Genomic DNA, 14,857 nt, shown 5'->3' with positions numbered 1-14,857 from the left:
GTAGAGAGAAAGCTATCATGGCGAAAATTGTTGAAATCAAAGGCCGCGAAATCATGGATTCTCGCGGTAACCCAACTGTAGAAGCAGACGTTATTCTGGAATCAGGAGCCATGGGTCGTGCCGCAGCACCTTCCGGTGCTTCTACAGGCTCTCGTGAAGCTCTGGAGCTGCGTGATGGAGACAAGTCTCGCTATCTGGGCAAGGGTGTCCTTAAAGCCGTAGGCAACATCAATGGCCCAATTCGTGAAGCTCTGCTGGGCCGTGACGCTGCTGATCAGCGTGGTCTGGATCTGGCTATGATTGAGCTGGATGGCACAGAAAATAAGAGTGTTCTGGGCGCCAATGCTATTCTGGCTGTTTCTCTGGCTGCTGCCAAAGCCGCTGCTGCTGACAAGAAAATTCCACTGTACCAGCACATTGCTGACCTGAACGGTACTTCCGGTCAGTTCACCATGCCTGTTCCCATGATGAACATCCTGAACGGTGGTGAGCACGCAGACAACAACGTAGATATTCAGGAGTTCATGGTTCAGCCAGTAGCTGCCAAGACTTTCTCTGAAGGTCTGCGTATGGGTGCTGAAGTATTCCACGCTTTGAAGAAAGTTCTCTCTGCCAAGGGGTTGAATACAGCTGTAGGTGATGAAGGCGGTTTTGCTCCAAACCTGGCATCCAATGCTGACGCTCTGGCTGTCATCAAGGAAGCGGTTGAAGCGGCTGGTTACAAACTGGGCACTGACATTACTCTGGCTATGGACTGTGCAGCTTCTGAATTCTACGTTGACGGTCAGTACAACATGAAAGGCGAAGGCAAGATCTTCTCCTCCAATGAGTTCTCTGACTACCTGGCCAAGCTGACTGAAGAATATCCAATCATCTCTATCGAAGACGGTCTGGACGAATCTGACTGGGACGGCTTCAAGTACCAGACAGATATTCTGGGTGACAAGATCCAGATTGTCGGTGATGACCTGTTTGTAACCAATACCAAGATCCTGAAAGAAGGTATCGAGAAAGGTGTTGCTAACTCCATTCTGATCAAGTTCAACCAGATCGGTTCCCTGACCGAAACTCTGGAAGCTATCAAGATGGCTAAAGACGCGGGTTACACAGCTGTTATCTCTCACCGTTCCGGTGAAACTGAAGACGCTACTATTGCTGACCTGGCAGTAGGTACTGCGGCAGGCCAGATCAAGACCGGTTCCCTGTGTCGTTCTGACCGTGTCTCCAAGTACAACCAGCTGTTGCGCATCGAAGAAGAGCTGGGTGCCAAGGCTCCATACCGTGGTCTCGCTGAATTCAAGCGTGCCTGATACGTTATCTCGATAGCGTGATACAAGAGGGGGGCTTCGGCCTCCCTTTTTTTATTTGGATTCTCGCCCTGATTTCCTTCAATACCATCTGCGGTCTCATATATACTGATTTTTTTCATTTTCCTCGTGGGCACACTTTTCAGGCTTTGATAGACTCAATTGCTGCAAACAATGAGAATTTCAGATGCGTAAGCTGGTGCATACCTTATTGCTACTGGCACTGGTAGCTCTTCAGATCCAACTTTGGATGGGGGAGGGCAGTGTGGCCGAAATGGTAGCGATCAAGAATCAGATTGATCTGCAGAGCAGGGAAAATGACCGACTTTACCGTCGTAACCGTCTGCTCGCTACCGAAGTGATTGAGTTGCAGAATGGTCTGCAAACTCTGGAGGAGCAGGCTCGTCTTGATCTTGGCATGATCAGAAAAGATGAAACGTTTTATCTGATTTATGATTGATGGGCTGAATGGATTTTCTGACAGGTACAGTCTCTTTTTTCTGTGCCAGTCTGTTTAAAGCAGGTCCCTGATGACCTTTCGTAGGTGGCAATGTGAGTACTGCGAGAAACCCTCATAAAACCCGTTTTTGGGCTATTGTTCCTGCAGCAGGCGTTGGTCGTCGAATGCAGAGTAATGTTCCCAAGCAGTATCTTGAGATTCACGGTCGTACCTTGATGGAGCACACGCTGGAAAGACTTCTGAGCTACAAAACCCTTGAGAAGTTGATCGTAGTGATTGGTGCAGAAGATGAGTATTACAAGGATATCGAGCTACTCAGGGATTCACGCATTATGCTCGTACAGGGTGGAGAGGAACGATATCACTCTGTTTTAAATGGTCTTAAGGCTCTGTCTGAGCTGGCTGATGCTGAAGACTGGGTCATGGTACACGATGTTGCCAGACCCTGTATCAGGCATTCTGATCTGGAGTGGCTGGTCAAGCAGCTGACAGATCATAGCATCGGTGGCCTGCTTGGTATGCCAGTGAGGGATACCATGAAACGGACCTCTTCAGCGGGTGAGGTCACAGAAACGGTGGACAGGGAGACGTTGTGGCATGCGCTGACACCTCAAATGTTCAGAATGAAGTTGCTTTATGAAGCCCTCAAAAAAGCGCTTGATGATGAGATGCCAGTAACCGATGAGGCCAGTGCTATAGAGTATGCTGGCTTTAAGCCTCTGATGGTCGAGGGACACAGTGACAATATCAAGGTGACCCGTGGGGCTGATTTAGCGCTTGCTGCCCTCTACATTCAACAGCAAGCCAAACTGATAGAGACAGTATGATGCGAATAGGTCACGGTTTTGATGTTCATCGATTTTCCGATGAAGCAGCAACGGGTAGTCAAGTCATTCTGGGTGGGGTCAATATCGACTACAGTCACAGCCTGCTGGCGCATTCAGATGGTGATGTGCTTTTGCATGCAGTATGTGACGCATTGTTAGGTGCAGCGGCCTTAGGTGATATTGGTCAGCATTTTCCGGATACAGACCCCAAATATAAAGGCATTGATAGCCGGCAACTCTTGCGTCATGTAGTTGCTCTGATTCACGAGAATGGTTTTCACGTCATCAATGTTGATAGCACGATCGTAGCTCAGGCCCCCAAAATGGCACCTCATATTCCGTGCATGCGTGAAAATCTGGCCAAAGATCTTCAGGTTGAACTTAATGTTGTCAATGTAAAGGCAACAACGACGGAAAAGCTCGGTTATACCGGACGTAAAGAGGGAATTGCAGTCCATGCTGTGGTTTTGCTGGGAACGTCCAAGTTGCTTAATACGCTTTGATATCTCACGACTAAGGTCTCTTTTAATACCAGAAGTTTTAGGTTTCTGGCTTGTTGTGTTTATCCTGAACTCAGGGTAACCAGCCTTTCACACAAGATTGTTTTTAATGAATCAAGTTTCTTATACGCCTGCCTGGGCTTTTGCCTGGGGTGGGCCATTAGGTCAATGTCAGTTCAAGTCTTTGCCTGAAGACTTTATTGTAGAAGAAGAGCTGCCGTTTGAGCCTGATGGCGAGGGTGAGCACGCCTACATTAATGTACAGAAAACCGGAGAGAATACTGACTGGGTAGCAGGTCAGCTTGCCAGGTTTGCCGGCGTCAAGCGCTCTGCTGTCAGCTATGCCGGGCGGAAGGATCGACATGGTGTAACACGTCAGTGGTTCAGTGTTTGGTTACCAGGTCAGGATTCACCGGAATGGTCAGAGCTGAACAGTGAATCATTGGTCATAATTTCTGCCACGCGTCATGGCAAGAAGCTGAAAACAGGCGCACTAAAGGGCAATCGCTTTTTGATCACGCTGAGAGAGGTTGGTGCTTCTAAAGAGTCTCTCGATACTCGCCTGAATCAGGTCTCGCAACAAGGTGTTCCAAACTATTTTGGTGAGCAGCGATTTGGTCATGAAGGCATTAATATTGATCGTGCACTGTTGATGTTCTCAGGAAGCTTCAGGGCTCACAGAAACAAGCGATCCATGTATCTGTCTGCCGCTCGTTCCTGGCTCTTTAATCAGATTGTGGCAGAAAGAGTGGAAAAACAGAGCTGGCTAAGTTACCAGGATGGGGATGTTCCGGGTTTTCAGGACAGTGGTAGTCTCATTCTACGTGATCATGATGATCTCTTGATGGCCAGAATTCGCTCCGGAGAAGTTTCCCTTACAGCACCTTTGTGGGGGCGCGGAGAGTTGCTTTCCAGCTCGGATTGCAGAAAGATGGAAGAAGACATTGCTGGGCGTAATCTGCTGTTGACTGAAGGTTTGGAGAAAGAGGGGCTGAAGCAGGAGAGAAGGGCTATCAGACTGATACCGAATGGTATGAGCTGGCAATGGTTGGAAGGTGATATTTTGCAGCTTGAGTTTTCTCTGCCAAAAGGCTGCTTTGCAACAGCAGTTCTGAGGGAAGTGTTGGAGTGTATTGAGGGACGATTTGATGAGAATACTGCTGAGTAATGATGATGGTGTTGCAGCTTTCGGGTTGGCGACACTCTTCAATTCGCTGGAAGGTACTGGCGAACGAATCGTTATTGCACCGGACAGAAACAGTTCCGGCCTGAGTAGCTCCCTGACACTTGGACGACCACTTCGAGTAACGGAGCATCCGAATGGCTTTCACAGTGTCGATGGCACGCCGGCTGACTGTGTCCATCTCGCTGTAAATGCTCTGTTGGATTATGAGCCGGATATTGTTGTTTCCGGTATCAATCATGGTGCAAACCTTGGTGATGATGTGCTCTATTCAGGAACGGTTGGAGCTGCTTTGGAAGGTCGTTTCATGAGCCAGCCTGCTATTGCTGTTTCGGCTTGTGGTAAAGGTGAGCAGGGCTTTATTACTGCTGGGCGCGTGGTTAGGGATTTAATTCTAAAGCTGGGTCAGCAATCCTTGCCCGCTGGAACCATCTTGAATGTTAATGTCCCTGATTTGTCATACAACGAACTACAGGGGGTTGCTGTCACTCGCCTGGGTCACCGGGAAAGAGCGGAAAAGCCGGTTAAGGTATTTGATCCCAGGGGCAAGCCGGCCTATTGGATTGCGCCTGTTGGCAAAGAGCAGGACGCCGGTGAGGGGACAGATTTTCATGCGATAGCGGAAGGTTATGTTTCGGTAACGCCCTTGCAATACGATCAGACGCACCATGCGACATTATCCCAGCTCAGTGAATGGCTGGGTGACTGAAATGAATAAAGTAGATATTCATGGGATTGGGATGACCTCCCGAAGAACTCGGGATCGATTGATTACTCGTCTCAAGGACCAGGGGATTCGTTCTCTGGAAGTGCTGGATGTCATTCGGAATACGCCAAGACACCTGTTTGTTGATGAGGCGCTTTCCCATCGGGCTTATGAAGATACAGCCTTGCCTATAGGATATGGGCAAACGCTTTCACAGCCCTATATTGTTGCCAGAATGACAGAGGCTTTGCTGGCGGCCGGTCCATTGGAAAGAGTGCTTGAGATTGGCACAGGCTCCGGCTATCAGACGGCGGTGCTGTCTCCTCTGGTAAAAAAAGTGTACTCGGTAGAGCGAATTAAACCTTTGCATGAACGGGCCAGGAAGCTTTTGAGGACGCTTTCTATCAAAAATGCTCAACTCAAACTCAGTGATGGGGGGATGGGCTGGCCTGTTATGGACCCTTTTGATGGCATTATGGTCACGGCTGCCCCGGATCAGATACCCGAAGAGTTGTTGCAGCAGCTCTCAGAAGACGGTGGTCGGCTTATCATTCCTGTGGGGGACAGAGGTGTGCAGGATTTATTACTGATTACCCGTCAGGGCAATGCATTCAAGAGGGAGAGTCTTGAAGCCGTTCGTTTTGTTCCATTGCTCGCTGGAATACAGAAATAATGCTTCAGGTATGTCACAGTAATATTCTAAAGCTATCAATAATTCGGGTAGTGATCAGCAAACCTATTGCACTGAATCTCCCTTAACAGAATAAGACAGGTTGGATCATGTCACAAATGAAAGAAGGCCTGGGCATTCTGCTCAGGGGAATAGCGATGGGTGCCGCTGATGTTGTGCCGGGAGTATCGGGTGGAACCATTGCTTTTATCACCGGTATTTATGATCGCTTACTGAATGCTTTGAAAAGTATTAATCCAGCTTTGTTGGTCAGGTTGAAGTCAGAAGGTATTGCCTCTTGTTGGAAATATATTGACGGTAACTTTCTTGTTTTTCTGTTTGGCGGGATTCTATTTAGCATCCTGAGTTTTGCCCATCTTATTACCTTCCTTCTGGAGAGCTATCCTGAACTGATCTGGTCTTTCTTTTTTGGTCTGATTCTGGTGTCTGGTGTTCATATGCTGAAACAGATCAAGCATTGGAGTGCTATCTCAGGAGTGCTTCTGATAGTGGGTTGCGGGGTTTCTTATTTTATTGGTACTTTAACACCTACCAGTCTTACGCCTTCTTACCTGATGTTGTTTTTTGCTGGATGCATAGCTATCTCTGCCATGATTCTTCCCGGTATTTCAGGTAGCTTTATTTTGCTGCTTATGGGGCTTTATCCAGCGGTTCTGGCGGCAGTAAAAAGTTTTGATGTTGTTGTTCTTGCCATCTTTGGATCCGGTTGTGTCGTCGGGTTGTTAACTTTTTCTCATGTTCTTTCATGGCTTTTAAAGCATCATCGTGATCTGGCGCTTTCTCTCTTAACGGGATTGATGTTAGGTGCGCTTGGTAAGGTTTGGCCATGGAAAGAAACCCTTGAGACAAGGATAAACAGTTCGGGTCAGGAAGTTCCTTTCCTGGAACGTAATATCTCTCCCTGGGCGTATGAAGCCCTCTCTGGGCAGTCTGCTTATCTATTGCCGTCCATTGTCGTCATGTTGTTAGCTATTTTTCTGGTAGTTATGCTGGAAAAATTTGGAAGTCGTTTATCTGAAGACTGATTTCTGGTTCCAACACTACCCTGTCAGTAGAAGCTCATTAACTGTTATTAATGGGCTTTTCTTTTAATTTCTAATTAGATATTGAAAAGTGAACTGCAGATTGCCTCGCCATCAATTGAGCTTGGTCTTCATCGGCTTTCACCATCCTTTTTTTGCGGTTTGAAATAATATACAGAAGTATGGTTTGGTTGTGATCTTAAAAGGGTCTAGGAGCCTGTCGGACTTATGCTTTCGAGCATAAATTTCAGCAGAACGAGTCAAATTATTCGATGGATTCGTGCGAATAGTTGACCTATTTAATCGAATTCATCGAATAATTAGGCCGTTCTTTCTGGTATTTAGGCCGAAATTGTCTTAAGTCCGGCAGACTCCTAGCTCAACAGAGTCATGAAATTACAGTTTTACAGGGGGAGGGAGCCTTTGCGGTTTAGCCATTTTTTAGTAAAGAATTGCCCCGGAAATTCGTTAATTTGCATAGTGATGGGTAGGTGTTGGGCTGGGTGTTCGAATTTTGGTAAAAAAGCGATCAAATATAGGTGATGTTACTTCCTTTGATATATTTTTTTAGATTAAGCAAATTTAAATATATCCGAATATATTATATGGTGAGGGGCGCCTCAGGGGGTAAGTGTGGAGCAGAGTGAATGACAAACAGTGATCTTGAGCTAAATTTTAATTTGAGTGTTTGCTCAAGAATAATGTGTTTGGCTGCAATATTTCTCTTGCTGGCTGGCTGCTCTCATGACCCTTCTTCTGTTCAGGTTAAAGAGCTCAGATTACCACCCAAGGTGACCAGTGGCAGTCATATTGTCCGCGATGGTGAAACGCTCTTTTCCATTGCTTGGCTTTATAGTCGAGATTACAAAGAGTTAGCAGCAATAAATGGAATACGTTCACCTTATACCATCTATCCTGGCCAGCATGTCAATCTAACGGCTTCAAGGTATGTTTCTCGTTCACCAAGCTCGAAAACAAGCAAACCTTCCTACACACCTAAGCCGTCGGTGGTTAAAAAAGCACCAGCTCCGGTTTATCGGAAGCCGGAACCATCATCCAAGGCTTTAAGCTGGCACTGGCCTGCCCAGGGAAAAGTGGTACAGATATACAGCAATGCCAACGGGCTGAACAAAGGGATTGATATCAGAGGCAATTTGGGAGAGCCTGTAAGTGCAGCTGCCACTGGTGAAGTGGTGTATGCCGGTAGCGAACTCGCTGGATACGGCAAGCTGATCATTATGAAACATAACAATAGCTATCTGAGCGCTTACGCTCACAATAAGGAATTGCTTGTGCGTGAAGGAGACTCAGTTAAAGCAGGCCAGAAGATAGCCGAAATAGGTTCTACAGGAACGACAGAGCCTAAGCTGCATTTTGAAATTCGGCATAATGGCAAACCGGTCGACCCGATGCGATTCCTGCCAAAACGCTGATTTCTTAGTGCGGTGTCGGTAGAGGGATCTCACGGGTGTCGACCCAACTACCAGTTGGTTGTTCGACAGACAGTGGGGCTTTCGGATAGGACTGACTCTTATGGCAGCGAAGAGGGAAAACTCAGAGCAAAGCAGTTTTGCTGAGGATTTTACCCAGGGAAAGGGTGAAGTTGATATGGCGCTGGATTCTGAAATCAACGAAGAAGTCGAAGAAAAAGAACCGGCGGCGCAACAGCCTGTAACACCCAGTGCGTCAGATTATAGTAGGGCTCGTCGAGATGATGATGGCTTCTATAAGTCAATTGATGCCACGCAGCTCTACCTCAATGAGATAGGATTTTCTCCTCTGTTAACACCAGAGGAAGAAGTTCATTATGCACGTCTTGCCCGTCGCGGAGTTGAAGCAGGCAGGCGTCGTATGATTGAGAGTAACCTGCGGCTGGTGGTGAAAATCTCAAGACGTTACGTTAATCGTGGACTGACCCTTCTCGACTTGATTGAGGAAGGTAATCTGGGCTTAATCAGGGCCGTTGAAAAGTTCGATCCAGAGCGTGGATTCCGTTTTTCAACTTACGCTACCTGGTGGATTCGTCAGACGATCGAACGGGCAATTATGAATCAGACACGTACTATTCGTCTGCCTATTCATGTTGTCAAAGAGTTGAACGTTTATCTCAGGGCTGCTCGTGAGCTCACTCAAAAGCTGGATCATGATCCGACTCCTGAAGAAATTGCACAGCTGCTGGATAAGCCGGTAGATGATGTGAAAAGAATGTTGGGGCTGAATGAACGTGTTACTTCGGTTGATACGCCGCTGGGTCCTGACTCTGACAAATCCATCCTTGATACGATTTCAGACGAGAAAGAATCTGATCCAGCTGAATTGCTTCAGGATCTGGATCTTAATGACAGTCTGGATAAATGGTTGGGTGAGTTATCTGAAAAACAGCGTGAAGTGGTTGCTCGCAGATTCGGCTTGAGGGGTTATGAGACCAGCACGCTTGAAGAGGTTGGCAAGGAAATTGGCTTGACCCGAGAGCGGGTGAGACAAATTCAGGTGGAAGCCCTCAAGCGCTTGAGATCCATTTTGGAAAAGCAGGGGTTATCTGGAGAGTCGCTGTTCAGTTAAGCTTCGCTGAGGCAAAACAAAAAAGCCATGATCTTGGGGTCATGGCTTTTTTTATGGAGAAGTTTCTGAACCAGTCTTTTGAGGTTGGATCAATGGCTTCTCTCAATGATGGATACCCGGATATCAGCGTTCCAGGTGTTCCAGCTTACCTTTTACACCGTCCCATTTTTCTGCGTCAGGCAGGGCATCGGTTTTTTCGGTAATGTTTTCCCAGACGTCAGCGAGTACTGCATTGAGCTCTATAAACTCCTGCTGATCTTCAGGTACTTCATCCTCGGAGAAGATCGCGTTGGCAGGGCACTCAGGTTCGCAGAGGGCACAGTCGATGCATTCGTCCGGGTGGATAACCAGAAAGTTAGGCCCCTCATAAAAGCAATCTACGGGACACACTTCCACGCAATCGGTGTATTTGCACTTGATGCAGTTTTCACCCACTACGAAAGTCATGATGGTTACACTCCGTTTGTTCAGGCTGATGATAAGTCAGTCACAATACATTTATGAAATGTCACCATCAGAAAATGACATTTCTACTCGCTTATCCCTGACTGGTTGCTAAGCAGTGCAACCAGTCGAGGCGACAAGTCTACCAGTATTGTCTCTAAGGTAGTAGTTCAAGCAGTTATGAGCATAGTCAGTTTTTTGCAGTCATTGTCTTCAGATCATATAAGAGTTCCAGAGCTTGTCTTGGAGACAGGTTATCTGGATCAAGATCCTTGATCGCATCGACTGCAGGATGTGGCTCAGTAGCGGCAAACATATCTGCTTGAACGGGATTGTCGTCGCACACAGTTGTAGCGTGGTTTGAAGCTTGCAGCATAGTCTGATCAGACGACCCTTCCTCAAGTTGTTGCAGTCTGGATCGTGCCTGAGTCACTACATTTCTGGGAACGCCGGCCAGTTGAGCCACCTGCAAACCGTAACTCTGGCTGGCAGGACCTTCTTGAACAGAATGTAAAAATACAATTCTATCGTCGTGTTCTGTGGCGTTCAGGTGAACATTGGCTACCGAGTTGCACTCCTCAGGCAGTTGAGTCAGCTCAAAATAGTGTGTTGCGAATAGTGTGAAAGCTTTAACACTGTCTGCAAGGTGGTGTGCGCAGGCCCATGCCAGTGAAAGCCCGTCAAAGGTGCTGGTGCCTCGACCGATTTCATCCATCAATACCAGACTGTTTGAGGTTGCATTATGCAGAATATTAGCGGTTTCTGTCATTTCAACCATAAAGGTTGATCGACCGCCAGCCAGGTCATCCGATGAGCCTATCCGGGTAAAGATTCTGTCTACAAGCCCCATCTTTGCATGACTGGCAGGTACAAAACTACCAACATGAGCCAGAAGTACGATCAGAGCTGTCTGTCGCATATATGTCGACTTACCGCCCATATTAGGGCCGGTAATGACCAGCATTCTTCTGGCGGGATTCAGAGCAACATTATTGGCAACAAAGGGTTCTGTCAGCACCTGTTCAACCACTGGATGGCGCCCGTCTTCTATATGAATGCCAGGTGTTGTACTGAGTTCAGGCTGGCAGAAGTTAAGCGTTTCAGCCCTTTCTGAGAGGTTATTCAGTACATCCAGTTCAGCAATGTTCATGGCTGTTTCCTGGAGTGGACCCAATACCTCCAGAAGTTTCTCTAACAGCTCGTCGTATAAAGCTTTTTCTCTGGAAAGTGCTCTGCTTTTACTGGACAGAGCTTTATCTTCGAATTCTTTCAGTTCGGGAGTGATAAACCTTTCGGTATTCTTTAGAGTTTGTCGACGTATATAATCGACTGGCGCATCATCAGATTCTCTTCGGCTGAGTTCAATGTAGTATCCATGAACCCGATTGAAACCGACTTTCAGACTTGCCAGCCCCGTTCTTTCTTTTTCTCTTCTCTCAAGCTCAACAAGATAGTCGCCCGCATTTTGGCTAAGGGCGCGGAACTCATCCAGATCCGAGTCGTAGCCTTCTGCAATCACGCCTCCGTCTCTAATGATGACGGGAGGGTTTTCAATAATTGCACGGGTCAGCAGGTCTGCAACCTCAGGGTGTTCACTGATAGCATCAGCCAGTTTATGAATGTCTTCGTTGTCGATCGTACCAAGAGTTGCCTGCAATTCTGGAAGTTGATTCAGTGCATCTCTAAGGCGTGCAAGGTCTCTTGGACGTGCTGATTTTAATGCTACCCTGGCCAGAATCCGCTCAATATCACCAATTCCGCGCAATAATGGTTGAATCTGTTCGAAGTGGTAGCCTGACTTTAATGTTGAAATGATGGATTGACGTTTTTGCAGCTTCTTGAGGTTTCTAAGTGGGCGATTGAGCCAGCGTGAGAGCAGTCGGCTGCCCATGGCCGTGGCTGTTTTATCAAGTACCGACAACAGTGTGTGGTCTCTGCCGCCATTCAGATTTTGGGTGAGCTCCAGATTTTTACGACTGGCGGCATCCAGTACGACGCTTTCTTCTCTGATTTCCTGCTGTATGCTGCGAATATGGGGCAGGGATGTTCTTTGAGTTTCTTTGGCGTATTGCAGCAAGCAGCCTGCAGCCTCAAGACCCATGGTCAAAGACTCGCAGCCAAAGCCTTGCAGGTTTTTAGTTTGGAATTGTCGTGTGAGTCCTTCGTAGGCGCTGTCACGATCGAAATCCCAGGGTGGACGTTTGATGGTGCCAGGACGCCCTGTGATTTGGGCAGGCCATTCAAAACTGTCATTAACAAGAATTTCGGCAGGGCTAATACGTTCAATTTCCGCCAGCAGGGCCTCTTCTCCCTTCACTTCAACAGCAGTAAATTGGCCGCTACTGATATCCAGGGAGGCAATGCCAAACTGATCTTCTGAGCGACTCAGAGCTGTTAAGAGGTTGTCTTGTCTTTCATCCAACAGTGCTTCGTCACTGACGGTGCCAGGGGTTAGAATCCGGACTACTTTTCTTTCCACAGGGCCTTTTGATGTGGCTGGGTCTCCCACCTGTTCACATATAGCCACTGAAACACGGAGCCTGACCAGTCGAGCGAGATAACCTTCTACTGCATGGTAAGGGATGCCCGACATGGGAATAGGCTCACCGGCAGACTGTCCCCGGGTTGTTAGTGTGATATCCAGTAACTCGGCAGCTTTACGGGCGTCGTCATAGAACAGCTCGTAAAAGTCACCCATGCGATAAAATACCAGGTGTTCCCGGTGCTGCTGCTTGATGCGCAGGTACTGCTGCATCATGGGTGTGTGCTGACTTTGGGTATCTTTACTCTGGCTCATAGATGAGGGTAAGCCTTGAATTCAGGTTGCTGACAAACAATCTGACATTTTACTATGAAAAGCCTGCTGTTTTCATGGGGGCAATGGTTTATCTTTAGCCTTCTTACTGCTAACAGCAATTGAGTGGTTGGATTCATGGAATCTTGTTTGGTTAGCTTATCTAAAGCGTTAACATAGTGGTTTTTCGCTGATAAAGACGTTTCATCAGGTCTGAATGTGCTGGAGCCAGAGGCTAATTTGATGTCGAAAGATTTTGAAAGCAAGCTGAAGAGCCTGGCTGTAAAGCTGCAGGCGGCAAACTTGAAAGTAGCAACAGCAGAGTCCTGTACAGGCGGCTGGCTCAGTCAGGTTTTTACTTCCATACCGGGCAGCTCATCCTGGTTTGAAGGCGCTATTATCAGCTACTCCAATGCCATGAAACATAAGTTTCTGGATGTTCCTGTTACCCTGCTTAATCGTTATGGGGCTGTGAGTCAGCCAGTAGTTGAATGTATGGCACTGGGAGCGGTTAAGAATCTGTCTGTACCACTGAGTGTTTCTATCTCGGGCATTGCAGGGCCTGAAGGTGGAACAGATGAGAAGCCAGTTGGTACTGTTTGGATAGGCTGGTGTTTTGATAATCAAGTCAGTACCGAAGTATTCCTGTTTCCCGGCGATCGGGAACAGGTGCGCAGGCAGGCTGTTGAAGCGGCTCTGGATGGTCTGATTAAAGTTGTGGATGCAATTTCCAGATAAATACTGGACAAATATACAGATAGTGTTTAAATATACAGTATCTGAAGTTTTTAATTTTGATTTAGTGGTTACAACCGTTGGTTGAAAGAGTGGCCAGCACTAAAAGGTGGATCTGAACAATGGATGACAACAGAAAGAAAGCATTGGCAGCGGCCCTGGGCCAGATTGATCGTCAGTTTGGCAAGGGCACGGTCATGCGTATGGGTGACCAGAAGCAGGAAGCTATCCCGGCCATCTCTACTGGCTCACTTCAGCTGGATATTGCCCTGGGTATAGGTGGTTTGCCAAAAGGCCGAGTGGTAGAAATTTTTGGTCCAGAATCCTCTGGTAAGACCACTCTGACACTCAGTGTGATTGCCGAAGCCCAAAAGCAAGGGGCTACCTGTGCCTTTGTTGATGCTGAGCACGCTCTGGATCCACTGTATGCTGGCAAGCTGGGCGTTGATGTTGACGACCTTTATGTCTCTCAGCCTGATACAGGTGAACAGGCCCTGGAAATTACTGACATGCTGATTCGTTCAGGTGCAGTTGATGTCATTGTTGTTGACTCCGTAGCAGCTCTTGTTCCAAAAGCAGAAATTGAAGGTGACATGGGCGATTCCCATGTAGGTCTTCAGGCCCGTTTGATGTCTCAGGCTCTGCGTAAGATTACCGGTTCTATCAAGCAAGCTAACTGTCTGGTGATTTTCATTAACCAGATTCGTATGAAGATAGGTGTCATGTTTGGTAACCCGGAAACCACAACCGGTGGTAATGCACTGAAGTTCTATTCTTCAGTTCGTCTGGATATCCGCAGGACCGGAGCGGTTAAGCAGGGTGATGAGATCATTGGTAATGAGACCCGGGTTAAAGTCGTCAAGAACAAGGTTTCTCCTCCTTTCCGTCAGGCAGAATTCCAGATCTTATATGGTCAGGGTATTTACCATATGGGTGAGGTTATTGATCTTGGGGTTAAGCAGAAGCTGGTTGAAAAATCCGGTGCCTGGTACTCCTATAAAGGAACGAAAATTGGTCAGGGTAAAGCTAATGCTGCTCAGTACCTGACTGATAATCCAAAAATTGCTGAAGAGATTGAGGGACAAATTCGTGCTGAGCTGCTTAGTTCTGCCGAGCCTGAGCCTGAAGAAACGGGTAAATCTGAAGCCAAGCGTCAGGACGAACTTCTGACGGACTAAGTTTTGGAAATTACTGATACTGATATTCGGCGTGCGGCTATGGACTTGCTCGCACGTCGAGAACATAGCTTTCGAGAGCTTGAAGGCAAACTCAAACTCCGCTTTCCAGAGTCTGATCTAACTCCAGCTCTTGAGCGGTTGAGGGAAGAAGGTCTCCAGAGCGATGAACGTTTTTTGGAAAGCTTTATTCGATCCCGAACTGCAAAAGGCTATGGACCGGTCAGAATTCGTTCTGAGTTATTCAGGAAAGGACTCGAAAGTCAGCTAATAGCTGAATGCTTGCTGGATGATGATGATCTCTGGCTTGAGATGGTGGAAGAGCAAAGACGACGTAAGTTTGGCGATGAGCAACCCCTGAATACCAAAGATAAATCGAAGCAGTATCGTTTTTTGGCGCAGAGGGGATTTACTGGCAGTCAAATATCTTCGTGTTTCAAACGTTGATTCT

15 protein-coding genes are annotated in these 14,857 nt (G+C 47.3%); 13 read left to right on the top strand and 2 right to left on the bottom strand.

What is annotated here, in order from left to right; translation table 11 throughout:
* Window positions 1-17 precede the first annotated feature (17 nt).
* The 10 genes from eno to rpoS all read left to right on the top strand — a co-directional run bounded on the left by eno (window position 18) and on the right by rpoS (window position 9,258).
* Window positions 18-1,310: a phosphopyruvate hydratase gene (eno, locus tag WG89_RS09445; protein ID WP_062264726.1), complete on the top strand. Its 1,293-nt coding sequence runs from the start codon at window positions 18-20 to the stop codon at window positions 1,308-1,310.
* Between the two features lie 184 nt (window positions 1,311-1,494).
* Complete coding sequence (locus WG89_RS09440) at window positions 1,495-1,767, top strand: septum formation initiator family protein (RefSeq protein ID WP_062264723.1); 273 nt, start codon at window positions 1,495-1,497, stop codon at window positions 1,765-1,767.
* A gap of 92 nt (window positions 1,768-1,859) precedes the next feature.
* Complete coding sequence (ispD, locus tag WG89_RS09435; protein ID WP_062264720.1) at window positions 1,860-2,594, top strand: 2-C-methyl-D-erythritol 4-phosphate cytidylyltransferase; 735 nt, start codon at window positions 1,860-1,862, stop codon at window positions 2,592-2,594.
* Entirely contained in the window at window positions 2,594-3,097 is a 504-nt protein-coding gene (ispF, locus tag WG89_RS09430) for a 2-C-methyl-D-erythritol 2,4-cyclodiphosphate synthase (protein ID WP_062264798.1), read from the top strand. Before ispD ends, ispF begins: the two co-directional genes overlap by 1 nt.
* Window positions 3,098-3,203: 106 nt before the next feature.
* A complete protein-coding gene (gene truD / locus WG89_RS09425; RefSeq protein ID WP_079253748.1) occupies window positions 3,204-4,262 on the top strand; it encodes a tRNA pseudouridine(13) synthase TruD in 1,059 nt (352 codons plus the stop codon).
* Window positions 4,240-4,986 carry a 5'/3'-nucleotidase SurE gene (surE, locus tag WG89_RS09420; protein WP_479686491.1) on the top strand — a complete coding sequence of 249 codons (747 nt, stop codon included), beginning with the start codon at window positions 4,240-4,242 and terminating at the stop codon, window positions 4,984-4,986. Before truD ends, surE begins: the two co-directional genes overlap by 23 nt.
* Before the next feature lies 1 nt (window position 4,987).
* Window positions 4,988-5,656 carry a protein-L-isoaspartate(D-aspartate) O-methyltransferase gene (locus tag WG89_RS09415; RefSeq protein WP_062264715.1) on the top strand — a complete coding sequence of 223 codons (669 nt, stop codon included), beginning with the start codon at window positions 4,988-4,990 and terminating at the stop codon, window positions 5,654-5,656.
* Between the two features lie 107 nt (window positions 5,657-5,763).
* Window positions 5,764-6,699, top strand: a complete 936-nt coding sequence (locus WG89_RS09410) for a polyprenyl-phosphate transporter (protein ID WP_079253747.1) — start codon at window positions 5,764-5,766, stop codon at window positions 6,697-6,699.
* A 698-nt stretch (window positions 6,700-7,397) separates the two neighbouring features.
* On the top strand, window positions 7,398-8,129 hold the full coding sequence (locus WG89_RS09405) for a peptidoglycan DD-metalloendopeptidase family protein (protein ID WP_216638461.1): 732 nt from the start codon (window positions 7,398-7,400) through the stop codon (window positions 8,127-8,129).
* 100 nt (window positions 8,130-8,229) lie between these two features.
* A complete protein-coding gene (gene rpoS, locus WG89_RS09400; RefSeq protein ID WP_062264709.1) occupies window positions 8,230-9,258 on the top strand; it encodes an RNA polymerase sigma factor RpoS in 1,029 nt (342 codons plus the stop codon).
* A gap of 123 nt (window positions 9,259-9,381) precedes the next feature.
* Here rpoS and fdxA read toward each other — a convergent pair whose 3' ends face one another.
* Both fdxA and mutS read right to left on the bottom strand, forming a co-directional pair.
* Window positions 9,382-9,705: a ferredoxin FdxA gene (fdxA, locus tag WG89_RS09395; RefSeq protein ID WP_062264706.1), complete on the bottom strand. Its 324-nt coding sequence runs from the start codon at window positions 9,703-9,705 to the stop codon at window positions 9,382-9,384.
* Window positions 9,706-9,892: 187 nt separating this feature from the next.
* Window positions 9,893-12,499: a DNA mismatch repair protein MutS gene (gene mutS / locus WG89_RS09390; RefSeq protein WP_062264703.1), complete on the bottom strand. Its 2,607-nt coding sequence runs from the start codon at window positions 12,497-12,499 to the stop codon at window positions 9,893-9,895.
* A 240-nt stretch (window positions 12,500-12,739) separates the two neighbouring features.
* Between mutS and WG89_RS09385 the strand changes: the two genes are divergently transcribed.
* The 3 genes from WG89_RS09385 (at window position 12,740) to WG89_RS09375 (ending at window position 14,853) form a co-directional block, all read left to right on the top strand.
* Window positions 12,740-13,234 (top strand): CinA family protein, encoded by a 495-nt coding sequence (locus tag WG89_RS09385; protein WP_062264700.1) that lies wholly within the window; start codon window positions 12,740-12,742, stop codon window positions 13,232-13,234.
* Between the two features lie 119 nt (window positions 13,235-13,353).
* Complete coding sequence (gene recA, locus WG89_RS09380; protein WP_062264698.1) at window positions 13,354-14,409, top strand: recombinase RecA; 1,056 nt, start codon at window positions 13,354-13,356, stop codon at window positions 14,407-14,409.
* Window positions 14,410-14,412: 3 nt separating this feature from the next.
* Window positions 14,413-14,853 carry a regulatory protein RecX gene (locus WG89_RS09375; protein WP_216638457.1) on the top strand — a complete coding sequence of 147 codons (441 nt, stop codon included), beginning with the start codon at window positions 14,413-14,415 and terminating at the stop codon, window positions 14,851-14,853.
* Window positions 14,854-14,857 lie beyond the last annotated feature (4 nt).

It is taken from the genome of Endozoicomonas arenosclerae (assembly GCF_001562015.1).
GTDB lineage: Bacteria > Pseudomonadota > Gammaproteobacteria > Pseudomonadales > Endozoicomonadaceae > Endozoicomonas_A > Endozoicomonas_A arenosclerae.
Note: the sequence above shows the minus strand (reverse complement) of the source record. Positions and strands in the feature narration are given on the sequence as shown.

Coding starts and splice junctions, on each gene's coding strand:
- eno (WP_062264726.1), top strand. CDS start 18: ATGGCGAAAATTGTTGAAATCAAAGGCCGCGAAATCATGGATTCTCGC.
- WG89_RS09440 (WP_062264723.1), top strand. CDS start 1,495: ATGCGTAAGCTGGTGCATACCTTATTGCTACTGGCACTGGTAGCTCTT.
- ispF (WP_062264798.1), top strand. CDS start 2,594: ATGCGAATAGGTCACGGTTTTGATGTTCATCGATTTTCCGATGAAGCA.
- truD (WP_079253748.1), top strand. CDS start 3,204: ATGAATCAAGTTTCTTATACGCCTGCCTGGGCTTTTGCCTGGGGTGGG.
- WG89_RS09415 (WP_062264715.1), top strand. CDS start 4,988: ATGAATAAAGTAGATATTCATGGGATTGGGATGACCTCCCGAAGAACT.
- WG89_RS09410 (WP_079253747.1), top strand. CDS start 5,764: ATGTCACAAATGAAAGAAGGCCTGGGCATTCTGCTCAGGGGAATAGCG.
- WG89_RS09405 (WP_216638461.1), top strand. CDS start 7,398: ATGTGTTTGGCTGCAATATTTCTCTTGCTGGCTGGCTGCTCTCATGAC.
- rpoS (WP_062264709.1), top strand. CDS start 8,230: ATGGCAGCGAAGAGGGAAAACTCAGAGCAAAGCAGTTTTGCTGAGGAT.
- fdxA (WP_062264706.1), bottom strand. CDS start 9,705: ATGACTTTCGTAGTGGGTGAAAACTGCATCAAGTGCAAATACACCGAT.
- mutS (WP_062264703.1), bottom strand. CDS start 12,499: ATGAGCCAGAGTAAAGATACCCAAAGTCAGCACACACCCATGATGCAG.
- WG89_RS09385 (WP_062264700.1), top strand. CDS start 12,740: ATGTCGAAAGATTTTGAAAGCAAGCTGAAGAGCCTGGCTGTAAAGCTG.
- recA (WP_062264698.1), top strand. CDS start 13,354: ATGGATGACAACAGAAAGAAAGCATTGGCAGCGGCCCTGGGCCAGATT.